We start from the raw sequence: 23,523 nt of genomic DNA, 5'->3' as shown, positions 1-23,523 counted from the left end.
ACTATATAGGGTCCATTTTAAACTATCCTTCTTCCTTTTATTGCTTAATTATTGCTTTTCTAGTTAATAATCTTGATATTGCTATAAATATAATAAATGATACTATTAACGTTAATGCAGCAACATATACATTCCTATTATTTATCCCAAATATAGTTGCTATAAACTTATTAATATTATTAATAATATTAGGATAGGCTGTTCCTATCATGCTTATTAATATAGATAATCCAACTGGAATAATAGATACAACTACCTTCATAAACTTATTACATTTATAGTAAATGATATTTATTAAGAAACCTAAAGAAATTGCAGCTAAACTTAATGAAGCTTGAAAAATAAAGCTATTAAATAAAGTTCCAATACTGTTACTTTGTACCCAATTAATAGTATTATGCCACTCACCACTTCCTATATTAGCGTAACCCATATCATAAATAGTTGGACATTTCATAAATATATTATAGATACGATTAATTATTATATCTATAATAGACATAAGTAGAACAACTGGAATCATAGATACTGCTGTGCCATATAAGAAATCTTTTCTTGATACATTATTACTCTTCATAAAATAGAAGTTTTCCTTAAATAAATTTAATCCTGCTACAAATAAAAATATTCCTGATGATATCTCTATTCCTGAAGAAGATATATTACCATTTCTTGAAAGAAATACTGAAGCTAGACATACAGTAATAAAAATTGTGTAATAAATTGCTATTGAATTTTTTAAACTACTAATATTATATTTAATTATAGATTTTATTGTCATTATTTAACTTCCTCCTCTCCAGTTAAGTGGATAAATAATTTTTGTAGTTCTACCTTTGATGTTTCTAATTGTAAATCCGTTATTTGCATTTTATTTTCATCATTTATTTTCCCAATAATTGTTGCAGCCTTAAAACCTGCCATAGAATCTATATTAATACATTTCTTACCCTTTATATATTCTTCAACCCTTTCTGAAGATCCAGATACTAAGTAAGCTTCCCCTAACAAGTTTTCAACTTCATTATTACCTAATACCTCTCCATTTTTAATTATTATTACTTTTTCTAATATCTCTGAAACTTCTTCTATAATATGAGTTGATAAAACTATAGTTTTAGGTTTATCAATATAATTCGCTACTAATTCCTTATAGAACATATCCCTATGATTAGCATCTAATCCTAAAACAGGTTCATCAAAAAGCAATACTTCTGCTCCTGATGATAAAGTTATAATAATCTTACAAATTGATGAATATCCAGTAGATAATTCTTTAAACTTCTTATTAACATTAAGTCCAAATTTATTGCTTAAGCTTAAAGCATAATCCATATTGAAATTACTATAAAACTCTTTTGTCCATTTAAATAAATCCTTAATTTTCATTCCTTCAGGATATAAATCTTGCTCTGTCATAAAATATATTTTTCCTAAGGCATTACTATTTTCTACTACATCTTCATTATCTATTGTAACCTTACCTCCACTTGAGAAGATTCTATTAGTTATAAGATTTAAAAGTGTTGTTTTTCCTGCCCCATTTCTACCCAACAATCCATATATCTTATTTTCTTCTATTGTTAATGAAACATTATCTAAAACTCTATGGTTTCTATATTCTTTAGTTAAATTAGATATCTTTATCAATGCCATTATTTATTCCCCCCTCTTAATCATTTCTATAATATCTTCAGTAGATATATTAAGCTTTTTTGCTTCTTCAATTAGTGAAATTATATAATTAGAATAAAATTTATCTTTTCTCTTTTGTACTAACTTTTCCTTACTTCCACTTGAAACAAACATTCCAACACCTCTTCTTTTATAAATAATTCCTTCATCTACTAATAAATTAAAGCCTTTCGCTACTGTTGCTGGATTAATTTTAAATTTTACAGATATTTCTGTTGTTGATGGTATTACTTCATCTTCATTAAAAATTCCATTTAAAATTCCGTCTTCTATTGATTGTGCTATTTGAATATATATAGGTATTTCACTATAAAAATTTAAGTTCATAGCTACCTCCTTTTAACTTTATAGTATATTATATGTCATTTTAGTTGTATGGTTCATTACTTATGTAATTAACTATACAGCATTTGGTTTTTATTGTCAATAATTTTATAAAAAAAGATGATGCTATACACATCATCTCTCTATTCACTAATATTAATAAAATTTATATACCACCATATATTATTCCAAGTACTATTACTAATACCGTTATTGTGGTGAATCCATACTTAGAAAATAATAAAAATTTTTCTCCAACCTTCTTACTTGCTCCCATGTTTATTTCTTCTAAGATATCTTCTTTATCTCTCATAAAATAGAAAACTATAAGTACTATTAATGCTCCAAGTGGGGATATTACTATAGTTATAAAATCTGCAAAATTATTAAATAAATCCATATTTAAATTTAGAGGTATTGATAATATAAATAATATAATTGATATTAAAATTGTAGCCTTTTTCCTACTTAATCTTGTTTGGGACATTAAAGCTTCTACTGGTCCTTCCAACATATTTATTGATGAACTTACAGCAGCAAATATTACACTTAAGAAAAATAACATTGATAATATTTGACCTGCTGGCATTGACTTAAATATAGTTGGTAATGTTATAAATAATAATGGTGGTCCTGACATAGGATCTAATCCAAATGCAAATACTGCTGGCATTATAACAAATGAAGCTAATAATGCAGATATTGTATCTAATATAGCTGTACTAATTGCTGATCTTGGTATGTCCATATCCTTTTGTATATAACTACCATATACCACCATACCACATCCATTTAAGGAAACTGTAAAAAATGCTTGTCCGAGAGCCATCACCCATGTATTAATCTTAAATAGGTATTCCCACTTAGGTGTAAATAAGTATCTAACTCCTTCTATAGCTCCTGGTAATGTTAATGACCTAAATGCCAATAAAATAAAAATTATAAATAGTAAAGGCATTATTATTTTATTTGCCTTCTCTATACCCTTTGTTACTCCTATGATCACTATAATAACAGCAATAATTATAGCAATTGCATTCCATAATATAGTTTCTTTACTTCCTGAAAAGTTATTAAAGAAATTATCTATTTGTATTTTATTTATTTCTCCTGTTGCACTTAAAGTGAAATATTTGATAATCCAGCCTACAACTACGTTATAAAACATAAAAACTCCTGCTAATCCTACTGCTGGTATTGATCCTATTAATACTCCACCCTTTTTTCCCTTTTTCTTAAATACTTCTTTTATTCCTGTTAATGATCCTCCTTGTGCTGATCTTCCAAAAGTAAACTCTGTAATAAGCCCAGTAGATCCAAGTAATAAAACAAATATAAAATATGGTATTAAAAATACTGCCCCTCCATTTTGTCCTAACCTATATGGGAACATCCAAATGTTACCTAAACCTACTGCTGCCCCTATGCAAGATATTATAAATCCTGCTCTACTTGTAAAATGCTCTCTTTTCTTCATAACCTACATTCCTCCTTGTTTATATATAAAAAAACCACATAGTTTCTACTATGTGGTAAATAAACAGGACTTTAAACAAATACCACACAGTATTTATCTATGTGGTTAAATTATCTCTATAAATTTGAGCATAATTAATAACTTATAACCATCACAGATACAAACCTTAAATCTTGCTTATGGCTTGCATCTATAATTAATTTATAAATACAAGTCCTATCTATAATAGCTATAATAATAATTTATATTAACTTTTATTTTTTTAAAGTTAATTATTTTGCTCATTTTTATTCTCCTAAAAGTATATTTTAATAAATACTATCATCTCTATACATATGTGTCAATCCTCATAAAATATAAAGTTTAAAGAATTTTCTATGTTTTCCTTAAATTTTCTAAATATTATTTTATCTTTCAATGAAATTATGTTGAGTTTATGGTATAATAACGAAATGAATAAGATTAGAAATGAGGTATGTTTTCAGTGATAACTGTATCGAACGTAAGTTTAAGATTTGGTGGCCGTAAGCTATTCGAAGATGTAAATATAAAATTTAATCCTGGTAACTGTTATGGTGTTATAGGTGCTAACGGCGCTGGTAAAAGTACATTTTTAAAAATATTATCTGGAGAAATTGAACCAAATACAGGAGATGTTTCTATTCCTGCTAATACAAGAATGTCTGTTTTAAAACAAGATCATTATGAATATGATGAGTTTGAAGTTTTACAAACAGTAATAATGGGTAACAAAAGATTATATGAAATAATGGAAGAAAAGGATGCTTTATATGCCAAAGCTGATTTTTCTGATGAAGATGGTATAAGAGCTTCTGAACTTGAAGGTGAATTTGCTGATATGAACGGTTGGGAAGCCGAATCAGATGCTTCTTCTTTACTTCAAGGTTTAGGAATAGGAACTGACATGCACTATAAAAAGATGTCAGAGCTTGTAGGAGGAGAGAAGGTTAAAGTTCTTCTAGCTCAAGCATTATTTGGAAACCCTGGAATACTAATTCTAGATGAGCCTACTAACCATTTAGACATACAATCAATAAACTGGCTTGAAGATTTCCTTTTAAGATTTGAAGGAACTGTAATAGTTGTATCCCATGATAGACATTTCTTAAATACAGTATGTACTGTAATGGCTGATGTTGACTTTGGTAAAATCAAGTTATATGTTGGTAACTATGACTTCTGGTATGAATCAAGCCAATTAGCATTACAAATGTCTAAGGATCAAAATAAGAAAAAAGAAGAAAAAATTAAAGAATTACAAGACTTTATTGCTAGATTTAGTGCTAATGCTTCTAAATCTAAACAAGCTACTTCTCGTAAGAAGTTATTAGATAAGATAACATTAGATGATATACAGCCTTCAAGCAGAAGATATCCTTTCGTTGGATTTAAACCTGAAAGAGAAGTTGGTAATGAAATTTTAACAGTTGAAGGACTAACTAAGACTATTGACGGAGTTAAGGTCTTAGATAATGTTAGCTTTAGAGTTAATAAAGAAGATAAAATTGCTTTAATTGGTGATAATGATATTGCTGTCACAACTTTATTTAAAATATTAAATGGAGAAATGGAAGCAGACAGTGGAGAATTCAAATGGGGAATAACTATAACAAAATCTTACTTCCCTAAAGATAATAATGAATTCTTTGATGGCTGTGACTTAAGCCTTGTAGACTGGTTAAGACAATACTCTGGTAACACTGTAGAAGAGCAATCAGAATCTTACTTAAGAGGATTCCTTGGAAGAATGTTATTCTCTGGTGAAGAAGCATTAAAGAAAGCTAGTGTTTTATCAGGAGGAGAAAAGGTTAGATGTATGTTATCTAGAATGATGTTATCATCTGCTAACGTACTAATGCTAGATCAACCTACAAACCACTTAGACCTTGAATCCATAACTGCTGTTAATAATGGCTTAAGAGATTATAAGAGTGTACTTTTATTTGCTTCTCACGACCATCAATTTATACAAACTATTGCAAATAGAATAATTGATATAAAGGAAAATGGTTCAATAGTAGATAGAGCAATGACATATGATGAATACCTAGAGTTTTCTGGAAAAGCTAAATAAGCTAATAAAAATAGCTATATAGTATAAAATAGGATACCGTTTTTGGTATCCTATTTTTTTATATTACTTCAACAACTCTTTTTTCTCGTCTTTTCTATTAACTCATCTCTGTAATTCTTTTAATTTATTATAGCCATTAATCTATGAACTATCTATAAATTAAAATTTAAAGCCTATTAACTTCTGATCCTACCTCTTCTTTTTTACTTATTATAAACATAATACTTATTCCTAAAGTAATAACCTCAGCCAAAGGAATAGTAATCCATACCCCTGTCATTCCTAAGAAATTAGGTAATAATAATATCAATGGAATTACTATAACCAAACCCCTCATCATTGAAATAGCAAATGATTTTCTTGGCTTATTAATAGATGCAAAAAAGGATGTAGTTACAATGTTTATTCCCATAATAATAAATGCACTAAAATAAATATTAATTCCTTTTACAGCCATAGATAATAATTCTGCATTTCCCTCATTATTAAATAAGTTGACTATTTCCTCGGAAAAATTAAAACTTAATAAGTAACATAACATACCTAATACTAATGATAGTATTAATCCATATTTATATATAAATTTGATATCTTTAAGTTTCCCTTCTCCATAACTTTTACTAATTATAGGCTGAATACCTTGAGCTATTCCTGTAAAAATTGCTACTACTATTAAAGCTAAATTTGCAATTATTCCATAAGCAGCAACTCCTATATTGTAAGATATTCTAAGAATAGTAAAATTAAATATTAATATTATTATCCCAGAAGAGAATTCAGTGATAAAAGAAGGTATTCCTAGTGAAATTATGCTTTTTATATCCCCCCTATTAAATTTACATTTAATAAGTTTAAAGCTATTTTTCTTTCTTATAAAATGAATTGATAATACAGCTAAGCTTAATATTGGTGTAGCTCCTGTTGCAATAGCAGCTCCAAACATTCCAAGCTTAAATGGAAATATAAATATATAATCCAAAACTATATTACTTAAACTTCCTAAAATCATTGCTACCATAGCTAAATTAGGTTCATTATCATTTCTTACAAAAATAGTTACTATATTATTTAATATAAATACACATGAAAAAGATAGAAGTGTTTTTAGATAACTTCCTGCTAATGGAATTACAGTTTCATCTGCTCCTAAAATTTTTACAATATCATAAGAAAATAGAATTCCAATTATAGTTATAATTATACCCACAATAATTCCCATAAAAATTGCATGCGTAAATATCCTATTTGCTCCTTGTTTATTTCTCTTACCCATTTGTATAGAGTACCTTATTCCTGCACCCATACCTATCATTAACCCTATACCACTAACTAAACTCCATAAAGGTAATACTAAGTTTAGAGCAGTTAATCCAATACTACCTACTCCATTTGCAATAAAAAATGTATCCGCAAGTATATAAAAAGAAAGTCCTATCATACTAATTATATTAAGTGATACATACCTTACAAATTTTTTAACAATACTATTATTCAATTTATAATCTCTCATATAGTTACCTCCTCATAAAATAAAAGCATTAGGTGGTTCATACCCAAAGGCCTAATGGTATGAATCCCTAATGCTTCTTATACAAATATTATGTCCGGCGACATAAATACTCTCAACTATTTAATTAAAGTTATTTTATTAAAATATGGTTCACTTGTCAATATCAAAGTTTTTTAAATATAGAAGACAAACCTCAAGAATCCTTATTTAACTTATTTTTTATGATACATATCCCCTGTGTTGCTGTTCCCATTGGGCAATATACACACCATGATCTAGGCTTATATAAAAACATTGTAATAATTCCAATTATAGTAGATGTAAGCATCATACTGTAAAATCCAAATGAGAATTGAGCAATCCATGGAGTTACATTTGATAAATTATTAAATTTCCATGGTACTTTAAAGGTCCAAATAAGAGTAATTACTTCTCTTAAATTATTAGTTCCGTTAAGAACTAAATACGTATTAAATAACATATTAATAAACATAGATAAAAAGAATATTAAAAATCCATATCTAAACCATTTTGTCTTTAGAAATTTAGGAATTGGCTTATTTCTTGAAAATTTAGTTCCCATTAAATTCAACAATTGTCCTCTTCCACAATATATATTGCAATATGCCTTGTTAGATTTAGTGAAGCTTATTATTAATGGAACTAAAAAACATATTAATCCAAGCCAAGCAAACAGTATATTAAATAATCCTAAAACCAGATATAAAACAGTTACAATCCATAAGTAATCATACCATTTCTTTTTACTTATATTCTTCATAATTAAACTTCACCTTCCTTTATCTCGATAATAGATGCAGGGCATACTTTTGCACATTTAGAACATCCAACGCATTTATCAAAATCAACTTTTGCATAAATCCCCTTATATACAGTTATTGCATTTAGCGGACAATTTTTCTGACATTCTCCACATGCAACACAATATTTTGTATCAACATAAGCCTTTTTTCTTATTATTTGTCTAGACATAATGTTCCTCCCCATAAAATATAAATACTATAGTTCAGATTATATGTTCATTTCTTGATTTAAGATGTAACAAAGTCACATAATAGCTAAGTATTTTTACAAAACATTAAATTTAACCCCTTTATCTAAAAGGTAAAAATATACATATTTTAAAAATTTTACACCCCAGGGGTAAAATAAAAAAAACAAAATAACATTGTGATGCTATTTTGCTTTTTTATTTTAACTTAATTTATTTAGTATATTTAAAGTGAAGTAATTCATGAGCTTTTCCGTGACCTGGCTCTCCCATATATGTTTCATACATTTTATTTAAAGCACCATTCTCGTGTGACTTTCTTTTCTTTAGCATATTTTTATCTTGATTGTATAATACTGATGCTCTCACACTTCTAATATCCATCGTTAATCTATCTGATGCATTTACGTGAGGTTGTCCACCACCATTTACACATCCCCCTGGACATGCCATTACTTCTATGAAGTGATATTTCTTTTTATCAAAATTATCACTATTCATAAAACTGAATACATTAGAAGCTCCATTTATAACTGCAATGTTATAGCTTTCTCCCCCAATTTCAACTGTTGCTTCCTTTATTCCTGCTAAACCTCTTACTTGTTCATATTCTATATTTTCCAAATCTTTACCTTCAACAAAATCCTTAGCTGATCTTAAAGCTGCTTCCATAACTCCACCAGTAGCTCCGAATATAGCACCTGCTCCAGTATACTCTCCCATTGCTGGATCTGCTTTACTGTCCTCTAATTTAGCAAAATCTATTTTTGCATCTTTAATCATTTTTGCTAATTCTCTTGTTGTTATTACTGCATCTATATTTCTTAAACCATCATTTTCCATCTCTGGTCTATCTGCTTCATATTTTTTAGCTGTACAAGGCATTATAGTTACCGTGAATACTCTTTTTGGATCTATATCTGCAACTTGTGGGTAGTATGTTTTACTTGCTGTACCAAATATTTGTTGTGGTGATTTAGCACTTGATAAATTTTCTAAAAATTTCGGATAATAATTTTCAACTTGTCTAACCCAAGCTGGACAACATGATGTAAACATAGGGAATGGTCCACCAGCTTTAATTCTTTGAACTAACTCTGTAGCTTCCTCCATTATAGTCATATCTGCGCCAAAATTTATATCAAAAATCTTATCAAATCCAAGATGTCTTAATGCTGTATATAATTTACCTGTAACATCTACCCCATAACCCATCTTAAATAATTCACCCATAGCAGTTCTAACAGATGGTGCCATTGCAACTATAACATGCTGTTCATTATCTAAAGCTTCTTTAACTCTATCCATATGAGATTTCTCTGATAAAGCATCTACAGGGCATGCTGCTACGCATTGTCCACATAATAAACAATTAGTTTCATCAAAGCACTTTAAATTTTCTGGTCCAATAATATTTTCCCCATTAACTTCTATAAACTTTATTGATTCCGTTCCAGTCTTTACTTTACATGCTGCTACGCACCTTCCACATTTAACACATTTAGTTCTATCTAAAACTATTGATTTACTTCTATCATCTACATATTCAGTTTTATCCGCAACAATAAAAGGCTTAGATGCCCTTGCCTTAGTTTTGATTACTAGTTTTAAGAATTCACAGTTTTCTCTTCTTTTACAAGGTCCACACTTGAACTCATGTTTATCTAATAATGATGAAACTGTATTTTTAACTTCTTCTTGAACTCTTTCTGTATTTGTATTAATAACCATTCCATCTTCTGGAATAAAACAACATGCTTTAACTAATTCATCTTGCCCTTCAATTTCAGCTAAACAAACTCCACATTGTCCAACATTACTGCAATCTTCTAAAAAACATAATGCAGGAATATCTATTCCATTATCTTTTGCTATTTTTATTAAACTTTTATCTTCATTAACTAGAATTTTATTTCCATTAATAGTTATGTTTTTCATTAAAACTCCCCCTATAATCATGGTGAAAAAAATAAAATCGTTATATTATTAACAATGTTATTTTACTCCATTTTTGAGATAATTGCTATCTTTTAATTATTATTTTCTAGAATATATTTCACCTATGATTTTACGACAAAAATCGTTAGCGTACAATGTAAAATTATAGTGGAAAATGTACTTTATTAACAATTTTATCAAAATGGGAATAAAAAGCTATTATACTAATAGTTTAATAAATGAAAACTTTAACTTTTATTTAACATTTAAAATTATATATGAATTTTTATAATTAATTATGTATCTTGCTTTCCAAATCAGATTTCATTTCCCAATGAATTACAAAAGCCAATATAGCTCTTAATACTATTATTGCTGCCAGTATATACATTTCATCCATTGATCTAACTATAACAGTCTTTAATATCTCTGCTCCGAGCTTAAATTCCAATGCTAAGGTTAATGATTGTGCAAATTCTATCTTTATAGGATAGAATTTCTTTGTAATCATATTTACTATAAATCTGTAAAAAGCTTTAATAGATCCAACAATTATTATTAATATCCCCATTAATTCCAAAAGATGTATTACTATTGGTGTCACTACTTCTATTAAATGTCCTAACAAGGCTCATCCCCTCCAAACTTATTATTTACATTTAATTATCTTTGATAATTAAAAATAAGTAAAGTAATTTATATAATATTAGAATTTTTATTGTGTTTTTATGTTAATATAATACTATAAAAATATTTATTTGAGGTACCTATATGATAAGAGTATATAATAGACAAACACAAAATTATGAAATTGAAAAAGTTGCTGGAGAAAACTATATAAAATGGTCCTATGAATCGCCAGTTGGAAAAGGACTTACTGAACTTTTAGTAAAGAAAAAGTTGTTTTCCAAGATTTATGGTTCTTATTGTGATACTTCTTTTAGCAAGAAAAAAATATCTTCTTTTATAAAAGATTTTGATATAGATATGAATATAAGTTCTAATAACATAGATGAATTCAATAGTTTCAATGACTTTTTTGTTAGAACCTTAAAAGAAGAATCAAGACCTATTTTAAAAGATACTAATCTCCTTATATCTCCTGGAGATGGAAGATTATTTGCATACGAAAATATTAATATAAGTAATTTAGTTCAAGTTAAGGGAATTCATTATAGCTTATCGGAATTAATTGGTGATGCTTCTGTTGCTAATGAATATGAAGGCGGAGTATGCATGGTATTAAGACTTTGCCCTACTGACTATCATAGGTTTCATTTTGTTGATAATGGCTTACCATTACAAAATAATTTTATAAATGGTAATTATTATTCTGTTAACCCTATTGCATTAGAGAGAATTCCCAAACTTTATTGTCAAAACAAAAGAGAATGGAGTATATTTAAATCTGATAATTTTGGTGACATCATTCACGTTGAAGTTGGTGCCACATGTGTTGGAACTATAATCCAAACATATACACCTAATAAAAAAGTTTCAAAAGGCGAAGAAAAAGGATACTTTAAATTTGGCGGCTCAACTACTATTCTTTTATTTAAGAAAAATACTATAAAAATTGATGAGGATATATTGCACCAAACAGATCTTGGTTTTGAATCTAAAGTTTTAATGGGTGAAGTAATAGGTAGTAAAATCTAATAACATAATTTTTAAAATTAACTTTTTTAAATTATTAAGATAAATATATAAATTATAAAGTATTTTAAAATAACTTTTTATATAATGAAAATATATTATAGGAGTAAAATTAATGGGGGATTTAATATATAGATTATTATTATTTTTAAATAGTAGTAAGGAAAATGATATTAATTATAATATAGCAATAACTATGCTTAGAAATATACGTTCTATTCCAGAAATGTCTATAAATAAGCTTGCTGATATTTGCTTTACTTCACCAGCTGCTATAACAAGATTTTGTCACAAATTAGGATACTCTAGTTTAATAGAGTTTAAAGAAAATATAAAAATAAATATTGGTCATTATAATGAAGGTCTTATGAAACCTAAAGCAATCTCTTATGATCTTTCAAGAGAAGATATATTTAAGAATATGACCTTAGAAATTATTGATGAAATAGAGACCTCTAGGTCATTCATAGACTTAAAAATTGTTGATAGAGTAATTGAGCTTATTTTCAATAGTAACAATGTGTGCATATTTGGGACTCAATTTTCCCAACTTATGGCTCAAGACTTACAACGTAAATTAGTTAATTTATCTAAGCTTATTTATCATTCTAATGATGTTCAAGAACAAGAAAGATTGGCTGAAGATTTAGATGAAAATTCATTAGCAATTCTTATTTCCCCTACTGGAAGGTTTCCTTTATATCATGAAAGACTTTGGAAGAAGATAGATAACAGCCCTGCTACAGTAGTGGTTATTACTGAAAAGAAAAAAACTGAATATATAAAGAGAAGTGACTATATAATTTATCTACCACCTAGAAATGATTCTAATGAATATGTTCAAAATCATAGATATGACTTAAGCTTTTTAATTGAATACATTTATGTTAGATATGGAATTCTTTATAAAAGCAACTCATAATTTATACTTTTTCAGTATACAAATTATTTAGTTAACAGTATCTAATTTAAAAGCTTATAGTTTTCTTTAGTAGACAACTGTTATTAGAAAATCAAAAAAAGAACTCACTTTTTAATATTGAGTTCTTTTCTTATTTCTCTATTCTTTAACTTATCTTAATTGGTTATTCCCTCTTTAATCTATGTGATATGAACTGTACCCTATCTAAAATTCAGCTCTTTCTACCTTTTCAATTTTTTCTATAACATTTTTAAATTGTGGTAGATATTTTTTATGAGCAAGTAACATTTCATTTAGCAATTTTCTTCCTCTTATATCATCTGAAATTAAAGGATTTGTTACCATTGCTAATAGTGCTGTATTGTAATCTCCTGTATATGCTGCTTCTGCTGCTAGTCTTTCAAATGTTTTTATTTGTCCAACTAATCCTTGTGCAAATATAGGTAAATCAGTAACTGTTTCTACTGGTACTGGACCATTCTTTCCTATATAACAGCTTACTTCTACTGCTGATTCATCTTCAAATTGTTTTAAAGTTCCGTTATTTCTAGTATTTACTGCAATTATAGTATTCTTATCATTATATATTCCGTTTATAACATTACATGCAACATCTGAATAGTGAGCTCCGCCACGTTTAGCTAATTCTTCAGGCTTTTCTTGTAAATTAACATCTTTATACATTTCAAATAATTTCTTTTCAACTTCCATTACAACTTCTGCTCTAGTTTTACCTTTTTTGAATTCTTCTAATTCACTGTTAAGCATATCTCTAGTCTTGTAATAGTATCTGTGATAAGGACAAGGAATTACTCCAAAAGCTCTAATAGTTGCTATATCCCAATCAAAACCTTTTATATTTGCCATTGTTTGAGTTTTAGAATCAGGTGATGTTAATTCTTTTAGAATTTCAGCTGTAACATCATTTCCATCTAAATAAACTTTTTCAGCATAAACCATATGGTTTAATCCTGCAAAATCTACAGTTATTCTATCACTATTTACTCCTAATATATCAGCAAAAGCATATTGTAATCCAATTGGAACATTACATACACCTATAACCTTTTTATGAACTCCATATCTTAATAAAGCTTCTGTAACTATTCCTGCTGGATTTGTAAAGTTTATTAACCAAGCATTTGGACATAATTCACTTATATCTTTAGCTATGTCTAATATTACTGGTACTGTTCTTAATGCTTTAAATAAGCCACCAGCTCCATTAGTTTCTTGTCCCAAAAATCCATGGCTTAATGGAATTCTTTCATCTTTTACTCTTGCTGGTAATAATCCAACTCTTAATTGTGTAGTTACAAAATCTGCATCTTTTAATGCTTCTCTTCTATCTAGTGTTAAATGTATATTCATTGGTACTCCTGCTTTTTCTACCATTCTTTTAGCTAATGCACCAACAATTTCTAACTTTTCTTTTCCGTCTTCAATATCAACTAACCAATAGTCGCTTACAGGCATTTCATCATATCTTTTTATTAAACCTTCTACTAATTCAGGTGTATAACTTGATCCTCCACCTATTGTAACTATCTTTAAACCTTTTTTATTCATATGCCCAACCCCCATAACTTTAATATATTACTTTATACTTTTATTATATATACATATCAAAGAAAACAATTTCAAAATTTGAAAATCTACTTTTAAATCATTCTTTATTCTTATTTATAATTATTTTTTTTATTTGAGATTTAAAATTTTCTTCACTTCCATTAAATATTATAAGATTTATTCCCATTTCTTTAGCTCTTTCTTTTACTGCAAGCTTTATTGGCTCCTTTGTTGCAACTAAAATTTTAAAAGCTCTATTCCCACCAATTTGTTTACTATATACATCTAATTCATTTAATGCTTCTTCATTGTACTTATCACTATCTTTGCATGATATAAAAATAGGAATGGCATCTTTTACTGCAATTACATCTAATTCATTTTTTACTATGTTACTTTTATCATTCCATAAGAACATAACGCCACTTTTCACTTCATCTATTTCTTTTATTTCTCTAATCATTATATTTGTAGCTATTTCTAGCCATGTTCCACTTTTAAATATAAATGACTTTAAATATTCATTCTTAAAATTAACTTTAATTTCTCCATTAGAAATTTGACTATAATCTACTCCACCCTTTTCTCTTAGTTTTTTAAGTATTTTACTTATCAAATTTTTTTCTTCTTCTAATAAAAGTTGTGCTTTTATAGTAACAGTTTTAGAATCCTCATAATGATGAATGAATATATTGGCATCATATAATTTTTGTTTGTATTTATGCCACAAATCTAAATTTTTATATATTTTTTTTGTTAAATAAATTAAATCTTCTTTATTAGAAAGATCACTTGAATCACTTAAAAGAGTTCCTCCTGATGCCTTTATTATTTTCTCTAATTGCATATCTTCATACTCTTCTTTAATAACCTCTATATCCTTATCAAAAATATATAAATTCTTATTTTTAACATCTATATATATTGATTTTAATGAGCTATCTTTAGATATATTAAATAATGTTAAGGAATTTATTCTACTTCCTCCCGTTAAATTAATTAATATACTTCTATTTTTATTCTCATTTATAATTTGATTTAATAAAGCTATATTTCCTTCTTCTATTAGAACCTTATTAAACTTAACTGTTGAAATATAATTTTTATAATAGTTTTCTACCGTATTTATTAAGTCCATCTTTCCTTTATCATATATGAATAATACTTCCTTTGGATTAAATCTTTTTGTTGCTAATATATTTGCTTCATTGTGGTTATCTAGTTGATTTATTAATATATCTACATTCATACTATTAGCCTTTCTTTTCAAGTTTATATGTTTTTAATTTATCCAAAGGGTAATAATTTTATCCACTTATAAATAACTTACTAAGTAATATTACTCTATTGGTTTCCTATAAAAACCACCAAAGAAAGTTTCCGTTTTTAGTACATTAATAATTATCTTAGGATCAATCTTTTTCATTAAGCTTACAATTTCATTAACTTCATATGATGAAACAACAGTATGGAGAAGCTTCATTTTCTTTTTGCTATATCCACCAACTGCATCAATGCATGAAATACCATGACGATACCCCTTTATATATTCCTCAATTATTTCTTCATCTTTTTGAGTAGTAATTTGTAAAGTTACACGCTCATAACGATGATGAAAAGTTGATATAGTTTTTGTTGAAATAAATTGGAACAAAATAGAATATCCTGCATATAGCCATCCAAACATGGCTCCAAATATAATTAATATTATAGTATTAAACACAAATACATGTTCCCAAATCGATTTTCCTATTTTATTAGATACAAATAATGCTATAAAGTCTGTCCCACCTGTTGATGCGTTTCCTTTCAATGCAAATACAACAGATATTCCATAAGCAAATCCACCAAAAGCCACATTTAATAGTAAATCATCAAATATGGGTGTAAAGTTACAAAGCTTTAAAAGTAAGCTTGTTAAAAATACTTGAGTTAATGAAAAAAAAGTAAACCTTGGACTAATATGCTTATAGCAAATAAATGCTACTGGTATATTAAGTGCTACATTTGCAAGTGAAACAGAAATATTACCTCCATATAGGGACGTAATCTTATCAATAAGAATAGCTACTCCAGTAAATCCACTTGAAAGTAAATTTGATGGTTGTATAAAAACCTGAATAACATATGCCTGTAACAATGAAGATAAAAAAACTGCTACTATTGTTATTAAGGCTTTAGTTATTTTATTATCTTTCATTTAATACACTTCCTACTAAAGTAGATACCTTCAAGCTTGAGACAACATCATAATTATTTTCATTAGGAAAATTTGCATATGAATAACTAACGCTTTCTGTTGATGTTGTTGGATCACTTAACCAGTCCTTACAAGATGAATGTATTTGATAAATCCCAGTTTCATTCATTAATTTAACTGCATTTTTATCATTAATACCACTACCTGCAAGAATTTCAATCTTATCACCATATTCCTTTTGTAGATGAGCAAGCATTACTCTACCATCCCATGCCTTTTCTTTTAATCCACTTGTTAACACTCTATCAACACCAATTTCAATTAATTCCTTCATAGTTTCACCAGGCTTTCTTACACAATCAAATGCCCTATGAAAAACAGCTTCACCATTATACTTATGAATTAATTCAACCATGTCTTTAGTTAAAGCCTTATTAATTGTAGTATCTTCATTTAAAAAACCAAATGCTAAACCATCAGCACCATTTTTCATAAGTATTTCTGCATCTGCAAACATTACTTCAACATCTTCCTTATTATAAAAAAATCCACCACCTCTAGGACGAATCATACAAATAACTTTAAGCTTAGTATTTTGTTTTGTCATTTTTAAAGATGCAAGTGATGGTGTTAATCCACCTAAATGTAATGCTGAATTTAATTCTATTCTTTTCGCACCACCTTTATAGCTTTCAAGTGCATCGTAATAACTGCCACAGCATATTTCTACGTATTTATTCATATAAACAACCCCTCTTTTTAGATTCTTTATCTTTTTATTAGGACATTTTTTATAAACTATTTTGCAAGTTCATATAAACTTAATGCATATATTTTAGCATTTGTAATTATATCCTCTATACTCATCCACTCATTTGGATTATGCCCTATCCCCTTCTGACCTGGAAAACTTGGTCCAAAGGGAACAATGTTAGGCATTATCTTTGCGTAAGTTCCTCCTGTTGTTGTAACAGGAGTACCATCAAGTCCTGTTACTTCCTCATAACACTTTTGCAATGTTTCTACTAAAAAGCAATCTTTCTTAAATTTAACAGGCTTAAAGTGACTTTCTAATTCTACTTTTAATGTTTTTGCTTTAATATTACATTGATTTATTATTTTGTCAATACTAATACTAGCTGGATAGCTAATTGAAACTCTAAATGTTGCTAAGTCTTCTTCCATACTTAATTGATAATTCCTCATTAATGTTTCTCCAAATTCTTTATCATTGACATCAATGCCTAAATTCTCACCATTATTTTTTGCATTTATAAAATATTGGTTTATAAATTCAAAAAACTCTCCTAAATTATCTAATGTTGAAGATACTTTAATTACTGCTCTACCTCTTTCCGCATAAATAACAGGATATTTACAATCTGGTGTAAACCCATATATAGGTGGTAATTCATGCTTTAAATAATACTTTAAGTCTTCAAATCCACTTTCCTCATCACAACCAAATATTATTCTAACTTCCTTGCTTAATTTAATTCCTAACTCTTTTAAGGCATATAGCCCAAATAAGCATGCAAAAATAGGTCCCTTATTATCTAATATTCCTCTTGAGTAGATAAATCCATCTTCTTCGTAAGCACTGAATGGTGGATGTCTCCATCCATCACCAACTGGAACAACATCTAAATGTCCAATTGCACATACATATTCACTACCTTTTCCATAACGAGCATATCCTAAGTAAGAATCCATATTAACACTTTCAAAACCTAATTCCTGTGAAATTTCCAAAGCTTTAAGTAAAGCTTCTTTTATCCCTTTACCAAAAGGGGCTTCTTTTATTGCCTCTGACTCAATGCTATTAATTGAAATTATTTCTTTTATTTTTTCAATCATTAATGGAGAAACTTCTTCAACTTTTTTTATTATTTTATCTCTCATGAAATTATCTCCTATTCCTCAATTGGTGCCATACGCGTTTTCATATAATTATTAAGCCATTCTTGAGTTGCTAATTTATGAACAAACTTGCCATTTATATTTTCAGTTAAATAAATTTCTGTATCCTTACCTTCCACTACTACTGCAAATGAAAATCCTCCAATATTCGTAGCAACTCCCCATTCACCTTTATTATTCATTGCCACTAAAGATAAATCCCCAGCTTCTCCACGTCTTTTCTTTAATTTTTCATTTAGTTTATTTACTGCTAATTCACAAGCCCTTTGAGGATGTACTCCTTCACTCATTAATCTAACAATCTCATAGGAGATACACCCCTTCATTAGGTCTTCACCTAATCCAGTTGCACTAGCACCACCTACCTCACTATCTACATATAACCCTGATCCAATAATTGGAGAATCTCCAACACGCCCTTTTCTTTTCATAAATAATCCACTTGTCGATGTTCCAGAAACCATTTTACCACTAGCATCTAAACATACCATCCCAACTGTATCATGTCCAATGTATGGTTTAAGTTCTTGCTCTTTAACTTCTTTAACACGTTTTCTATAATGTGCTTTAGCACGATCACTCAACATGTTTTTTCTCTCAAATCCTAATTTATGTGCATATTTCTCCGCTCCCTCTCCAACAAGCACACAATTTACTTTTTCATTACTTAATGAACGTGCAATTGAAATTGGATTAGCAAAATCTTTAATTGCCGCAACAGCACCAATATCAAATGTATCTCCATCCATATAAGCTGCATCTAGTTCAACTTCCATTTCTTCATTTGGAAGCCCTCCATATCCAACTGATTTATAATACGGAAAGTCCTCTACTTCCTTAATTGCTGATTCAATTGCATCTCCTGCACATCCACCTCTTTTTAAAATTTCAGCACCTTTAGTAATCCCTTCAGCAGCCATTCTCCAAGTAGCAATCATACCCCAAATGTTGCAAACAAATCTTGGAATTGTTGGGATATTATATTTGGTATAGGTAGTCCATCTTTTAATGCTTGCAAGTTTTCTGCAGCTAATGTTTGAAGTATTGGATTAAATACTGCTCCTACAACCGATCCCCCATTTACTCCGAAGAACCAGAAGAAATGTAAGAATATATAAGCAGTAATCATAGCTCCTAAAGTGTTTCCTAAATTAAGTAATGGAGTTTGTAAAATCACATATATAAAATTAAAGGCATTTTCATATGGTGTTAATGCAAATAACCAATTTATTGCACAAAATATTATCATAACTACACCTGCTGGAATTAATGCAGCAAATGATTTTGTTACAGTTGGTGGAACACCTGCTGGCATTTTAATTACCCAACCTTTTTTATTTACCCATGAGTATATGTGAACAGCAGCAAATGCACATATGATTCCTATGAATATTCCTTTAGCACCTGTCCACCCTGTTGGAATACCATTAACAAGGAAAGCCTCTCCTGTTTTACTTAATTCTGCTTTAACCGGAACCTTGTATGGCATTAATATAAGCCAACTTACTAAAGCAGTTGCAGCTCCAAAAAGCTTATCAACTTTCATTTTCTCTGAAAATGAATAGGCAATTCCAACAACAGCTAATAATGCCATAACATCAAATGTTGCAGATACTGGTTTTGCTAAGAATCCATCCCATCCCTCACCTAATATATTAGTAAAAAAATCATTCCATCCTGGGATTGGAAAGTTAGCAATTAATAAGAAGAATGAACCAACAATTAGTAATGGAGTTGATATTAAGAAACCATCACGAATTGACATTAAATATTTATTACGTCCTATTTTTTCAGCTAATGGCATTAAAATATTTTCTAATCTTTTTAACATAATTTTTTCCCCCTCTTCCCTTAAATTAATTTACCTAATTACTTTTTCTTTGCTTTTAAAAGCTGAATAGCTACCTTTAAAACTTTATCGCCCTTCATCATTCCATAATCTTCTGGGTCAATTACTTGAATTGGTATTCCTGTATTCCCATATAGCCTAACTATTTCGTCATATCGATACTTAACTTGAGGTCCAAGTAAAATTATATCTGGATGTTTCTCTTCTATAATTTGTCCAATTTTATTATCAGGAAATGCTTGTACCTCGATTGGTAGGTTATGTTCATCAGCTACCTTTTGCATCAAACTAGCTAACATACTTGTGGACATACCTGCACTGCAAAATAAATAAACCTTTTTCATATTTCTCCTCCTTATTATAAATTTAATACCATTCTTATTTTACCAATTTAAACATTTACATAAACTGAACCATCTTTCCTATCTTTTAGGAAATACTTACATCATTTTAGTTTTTCTTCCAAGGCTATAATACGTTTATAATTATCAATCATTTCATTTGCAATAATTTTAAAATTTTCAGCACTCATTAATTGATCTTCAGCATGAACTAATAATAATGAGCATACTACACTTTCTCCTACTGCTTCTTTTTCAATTAATTCAGCATGACCTTTATGACCCTTTGAAAAGTATTCTTGTCCATCTTTAATACATTCCTCAGCCATATCAAACTTTCCATCCTTTGCTTTCGAAATTGCTTCAATATAAGAAGACCTCGCCATTCCTACATTTGAAATAATTTTAAAACAAGCTAACTCAATTTCATTCATAATATTTCTCCCTTCTACTCTTTCGTTGATATTACTTTTGTTTTAGCAATACGATCATGAAACATAGCATTATCCTTATTAAATAAAGCATATATAATTGATATAATTGTAATTACAGTAAAAATATATATTAAAATCTTTTCAGTATTTGTATTTATTAATAGTCCTAATAAACTATAAAGATATCCTGAAATCGGATAAGTTGCACCCTCTAACAATATAACTCCAATTCCTTCTCTAATAAACATTGTCCTAAAATCTGGATTGCTTCCATCTTGATTTACCACCTTAAGCCCTAAGGCTCTTTTACCAATAGTTTTTCCTGGGTGTTTATAAACTGGTGAATAAATTAAATAGTAAAAACTAATAAGTAAGCATATTGTAAATACCATTAATGCATAGGGGAACTCAAACATATCTAGTGTTATTTTGTTCTCAATTTTTTTCGTAATAATAGAATAAATATATTTTATAGGTATTGCATATAGTAAAACTAAAATTATATGATCTATTAAATAAGCAAATAATCTTTTTGATGGAGAAACTCTAAATTTATTATTGATTTCTAATCTTTTATTTACTCTTGTAGATTTAACTTCTTTATTCATAATTACCCCATTATTCTTTCTAAAAATTCTTCATAATCCTTAACCTCTAGTAACTCAGAGAATGTTAATTCATCGCTAATGGTACTAGCTAACCATTCTAAAAACATAAATAATAATGATTTATCTTCTTCATTAATTGCAAGTAACATAACAAGTTTTACCTCATATACTCCCCATTTTACTGGGCTCTTTAAAAGTGCTACTGAAATTGTTGATAAATAACTCTGGGATCTTAAATCATGTGGCGTTGCAAACCCATAGAAAAAGGATGTTGGAGACATTTCTTCTCTTTTCAAAACTGACTCTTTAAAATCAATAGGAACAATTTTATGATCTTCTAACTTATTGCACATTTTATTAATAATATCTTTCTCACTTTTTCCATCAAAATTTGTATAGAAAAATTCCTTTTTTATAATATTAGATATTTTGGAGTTAAATTCAATTTGAAACTTCTTTTTATCTAGTTTCTTAATAGCTTGATATATATTCATTTCATCCTCACTACTTATAAACATAGAAATTTGTATTGTCATTATATCTAAAGAATGTTGAAGTGAAGATAATGTTAAAATCAAATCTGGCTGGTAAGATATGACCTCACCCTCCTCAAAATAGTTTAATATTTTTATAATATCTAACCGTTCACCGAAGTTATCATCTATCTTTTGCTTACATAAAGATGAAAAGGATTGATTGTGTGGTGATATAATTATCACCTTATATTTGCTATTTTTATTCATTCTCTCATTGGCCGCACCTAAATGTAATGCAATAAAACCAGCTTCATTCTCATTAACACTAAAACCTAGACTATCTTCAATCATATGACATGCATATATTCCCATTTCAAAAACTAATGGATACTTACGTTTAATATCTTGTAAAAATACATTATCAATAGAAATTGCATTTTTTGCCCTAGAAACCATTCCTTGAATATGCATTTTTAAACCAACTATTAAATCTGTATCATCCATAAAATCAGTTCCAAAGAACTCTCTTATTTCCCCTAATAAATTTATTACTAATTGTTCTATATCTAATTTTTTCTTATCTAAATTTAATAAATTTGTTGAATAATTCAAACTGTTCTTCCCCATTAATAATAATGTCATTAACTGAATTTCATCTTCTACAAGTTTAATATTTATTTTATCTGATACTCTTTTAAAAAATTCCTTAGAAATTTTATACTCTCTTGATTCATAAAACTCTTTGTCTTTTCTATCTGTTTTTATAAAGTTATATTTCATTATTCTCTCAATACTTATTCCTATATGTATTACAAGCATCGGAAACATGATATCCTTTACAGAAAACTTATATTCATCAAAAACCTCTAAAAGTATATCTTTAACTAGCAACAAATCAAAATTTTTATAAAGTGAAGCAATTCTATTTATATTCAAAAAATTTCCTTTTGTTTCAGCTGCTAACAGATCTTTATACAAAGTCCTTTTACTTCTTTCATCTCCATGTAAGTAAATATAATTTTTTGAACGAATAAGTCTTAGTTTTGGATAGGGTTCTAACATTTTTCGAATACGTTTTAAGTCATTTTCAATTGAATATCCGCTTACATAGATTTGAGATTGCAATATTGTTAAGTTAATCTCATTTTTTTCAAATAACAATTGACGAATCATAAAAACACATCGCTCACTTGGTGTTTGAGGGATTGAATACTTTACTTCAATATTTAACCCATTCAATAAACTTTCATCTATATGGTATCCTTGCCTTTGATTTGATTTGATTAAACCGCTTTGATAATATTTATTAATATTATCAATATCAGAACGAATTGTTCTATCTGATACATTTAATAATCTAGACAACTCTTTTCCCGTAATCCATTCCTTTTGCTCACCTAATATCCTTACAATATTTGTTTGTCTATTATTCATCATTGTTCCCCCCATCTAATACTTATTATAAACTCGGAAAATAATTGTAAAAGCAAAGAAACT

General features: G+C 28.2%; 23 protein-coding genes. 3 read left to right on the top strand and 20 right to left on the bottom strand.

Annotation, left to right across the window (positions count from 1 at the left end; translation table 11 throughout):
• Positions 1 to 37 precede the first annotated feature (37 nt).
• The 4 genes from AAT22_RS07480 to AAT22_RS07465 all read right to left on the bottom strand — a co-directional run bounded on the left by AAT22_RS07480 (position 38) and on the right by AAT22_RS07465 (position 3,496).
• Positions 38 to 781 carry a hypothetical protein gene (locus tag AAT22_RS07480; protein WP_047000769.1) on the bottom strand — a complete coding sequence of 248 codons (744 nt, stop codon included), beginning with the start codon at positions 779 to 781 and terminating at the stop codon, positions 38 to 40.
• Positions 781 to 1,656 (bottom strand): ABC transporter ATP-binding protein, encoded by an 876-nt coding sequence (locus tag AAT22_RS07475; RefSeq protein WP_047000768.1) that lies wholly within the window; start codon positions 1,654 to 1,656, stop codon positions 781 to 783. The genes AAT22_RS07480 and AAT22_RS07475 overlap by 1 nt, the downstream gene beginning before the upstream one ends.
• A 3-nt stretch (positions 1,657 to 1,659) precedes the next feature.
• Complete coding sequence (locus tag AAT22_RS07470) at positions 1,660 to 2,022, bottom strand: GntR family transcriptional regulator (RefSeq protein ID WP_047000767.1); 363 nt, start codon at positions 2,020 to 2,022, stop codon at positions 1,660 to 1,662.
• 163 nt (positions 2,023 to 2,185) lie between these two features.
• Entirely contained in the window at positions 2,186 to 3,496 is a 1,311-nt protein-coding gene (locus AAT22_RS07465) for a sodium-dependent transporter (protein WP_047000766.1), read from the bottom strand.
• Positions 3,497 to 3,980: 484 nt separating this feature from the next.
• Here AAT22_RS07465 and AAT22_RS07460 point away from each other — a divergent pair, with 484 nt between their 5' ends.
• Complete coding sequence (locus tag AAT22_RS07460; protein ID WP_047000765.1) at positions 3,981 to 5,591, top strand: ATP-binding cassette domain-containing protein; 1,611 nt, start codon at positions 3,981 to 3,983, stop codon at positions 5,589 to 5,591.
• A 166-nt stretch (positions 5,592 to 5,757) separates the two neighbouring features.
• Here the strand turns inward: AAT22_RS07460 and AAT22_RS07455 are convergent, their stop codons facing one another.
• The 5 genes from AAT22_RS07455 to AAT22_RS07435 form a co-directional block, all read right to left on the bottom strand.
• The gene (locus tag AAT22_RS07455; protein ID WP_047000764.1) at positions 5,758 to 7,101 is read right to left on the bottom strand and encodes an MATE family efflux transporter; all 1,344 of its coding nucleotides are present in this window, start codon (positions 7,099 to 7,101) and stop codon (positions 5,758 to 5,760) included.
• Positions 7,102 to 7,294: 193 nt separating this feature from the next.
• Entirely contained in the window at positions 7,295 to 7,882 is a 588-nt protein-coding gene (locus AAT22_RS07450) for a 4Fe-4S binding protein (RefSeq protein WP_047000763.1), read from the bottom strand.
• Between the two features lie 2 nt (positions 7,883 to 7,884).
• Positions 7,885 to 8,094, bottom strand: a complete 210-nt coding sequence (locus AAT22_RS07445; protein ID WP_047000762.1) for a 4Fe-4S dicluster domain-containing protein — start codon at positions 8,092 to 8,094, stop codon at positions 7,885 to 7,887.
• A 232-nt stretch (positions 8,095 to 8,326) separates the two neighbouring features.
• Positions 8,327 to 10,051 carry a ferredoxin hydrogenase gene (locus tag AAT22_RS07440; RefSeq protein WP_047000761.1) on the bottom strand — a complete coding sequence of 575 codons (1,725 nt, stop codon included), beginning with the start codon at positions 10,049 to 10,051 and terminating at the stop codon, positions 8,327 to 8,329.
• Between the two features lie 292 nt (positions 10,052 to 10,343).
• On the bottom strand, positions 10,344 to 10,679 hold the full coding sequence (locus AAT22_RS07435) for a DUF1622 domain-containing protein (protein ID WP_047000760.1): 336 nt from the start codon (positions 10,677 to 10,679) through the stop codon (positions 10,344 to 10,346).
• A 143-nt stretch (positions 10,680 to 10,822) separates the two neighbouring features.
• On the opposite strand from AAT22_RS07435, the gene AAT22_RS07430 reads away from it, so the two are divergent.
• Entirely contained in the window at positions 10,823 to 11,710 is an 888-nt protein-coding gene (locus AAT22_RS07430) for a phosphatidylserine decarboxylase (protein ID WP_047000759.1), read from the top strand.
• A 112-nt stretch (positions 11,711 to 11,822) separates the two neighbouring features.
• Positions 11,823 to 12,629, top strand: coding sequence for a MurR/RpiR family transcriptional regulator (locus AAT22_RS07425; RefSeq protein WP_047000758.1), 807 nt, complete (start codon positions 11,823 to 11,825; stop codon positions 12,627 to 12,629).
• 204 nt (positions 12,630 to 12,833) lie between these two features.
• On the opposite strand, the gene AAT22_RS07420 is transcribed toward AAT22_RS07425, so the two are convergent.
• The 11 genes from AAT22_RS07420 to AAT22_RS07370 all read right to left on the bottom strand — a co-directional run bounded on the left by AAT22_RS07420 (position 12,834) and on the right by AAT22_RS07370 (position 23,460).
• Positions 12,834 to 14,198 carry a 6-phospho-beta-glucosidase gene (locus AAT22_RS07420; RefSeq protein WP_047000757.1) on the bottom strand — a complete coding sequence of 455 codons (1,365 nt, stop codon included), beginning with the start codon at positions 14,196 to 14,198 and terminating at the stop codon, positions 12,834 to 12,836.
• Between the two features lie 97 nt (positions 14,199 to 14,295).
• Entirely contained in the window at positions 14,296 to 15,468 is a 1,173-nt protein-coding gene (locus AAT22_RS07415; RefSeq protein WP_242849799.1) for a DUF1887 family CARF protein, read from the bottom strand.
• Positions 15,469 to 15,537: 69 nt separating this feature from the next.
• Positions 15,538 to 16,398 carry a YitT family protein gene (locus tag AAT22_RS07410; RefSeq protein WP_047000755.1) on the bottom strand — a complete coding sequence of 287 codons (861 nt, stop codon included), beginning with the start codon at positions 16,396 to 16,398 and terminating at the stop codon, positions 15,538 to 15,540.
• Entirely contained in the window at positions 16,388 to 17,140 is a 753-nt protein-coding gene (locus AAT22_RS07405) for a copper homeostasis protein CutC (protein ID WP_016206995.1), read from the bottom strand. Before AAT22_RS07405 ends, AAT22_RS07410 begins: the two co-directional genes overlap by 11 nt.
• Before the next feature lie 56 nt (positions 17,141 to 17,196).
• Positions 17,197 to 18,300: a Sapep family Mn(2+)-dependent dipeptidase gene (locus AAT22_RS07400; RefSeq protein WP_047000754.1), complete on the bottom strand. Its 1,104-nt coding sequence runs from the start codon at positions 18,298 to 18,300 to the stop codon at positions 17,197 to 17,199.
• 11 nt (positions 18,301 to 18,311) lie between these two features.
• A complete protein-coding gene (locus tag AAT22_RS07395; protein ID WP_347456920.1) occupies positions 18,312 to 19,256 on the bottom strand; it encodes a N(4)-(beta-N-acetylglucosaminyl)-L-asparaginase in 945 nt (314 codons plus the stop codon).
• A complete protein-coding gene (locus AAT22_RS07390; protein ID WP_156174295.1) occupies positions 19,253 to 20,149 on the bottom strand; it encodes a PTS transporter subunit EIIC in 897 nt (298 codons plus the stop codon). The genes AAT22_RS07395 and AAT22_RS07390 overlap by 4 nt, the downstream gene beginning before the upstream one ends.
• A gap of 38 nt (positions 20,150 to 20,187) precedes the next feature.
• Positions 20,188 to 20,511 carry a PTS sugar transporter subunit IIB gene (locus tag AAT22_RS07385; RefSeq protein WP_016207000.1) on the bottom strand — a complete coding sequence of 108 codons (324 nt, stop codon included), beginning with the start codon at positions 20,509 to 20,511 and terminating at the stop codon, positions 20,188 to 20,190.
• Between the two features lie 101 nt (positions 20,512 to 20,612).
• A complete protein-coding gene (locus AAT22_RS07380; RefSeq protein ID WP_016207001.1) occupies positions 20,613 to 20,942 on the bottom strand; it encodes a PTS lactose/cellobiose transporter subunit IIA in 330 nt (109 codons plus the stop codon).
• A gap of 14 nt (positions 20,943 to 20,956) precedes the next feature.
• Positions 20,957 to 21,550 (bottom strand): RDD family protein, encoded by a 594-nt coding sequence (locus tag AAT22_RS07375; protein WP_047000752.1) that lies wholly within the window; start codon positions 21,548 to 21,550, stop codon positions 20,957 to 20,959.
• A gap of 2 nt (positions 21,551 to 21,552) precedes the next feature.
• A complete protein-coding gene (locus AAT22_RS07370) occupies positions 21,553 to 23,460 on the bottom strand; it encodes a BglG family transcription antiterminator (protein WP_242849798.1) in 1,908 nt (635 codons plus the stop codon).
• Between the last annotated feature and the right edge of the window lie 63 nt (positions 23,461 to 23,523).

The sequence above is a fragment of the Clostridium sp. C8 genome, from assembly GCF_001010885.1.
GTDB lineage: Bacteria > Bacillota > Clostridia > Clostridiales > Clostridiaceae > Clostridium > Clostridium sartagoforme.
The sequence above is the reverse complement of the archived record's forward strand: the minus strand, read 5'-3'. Positions and strand labels throughout refer to the sequence as shown.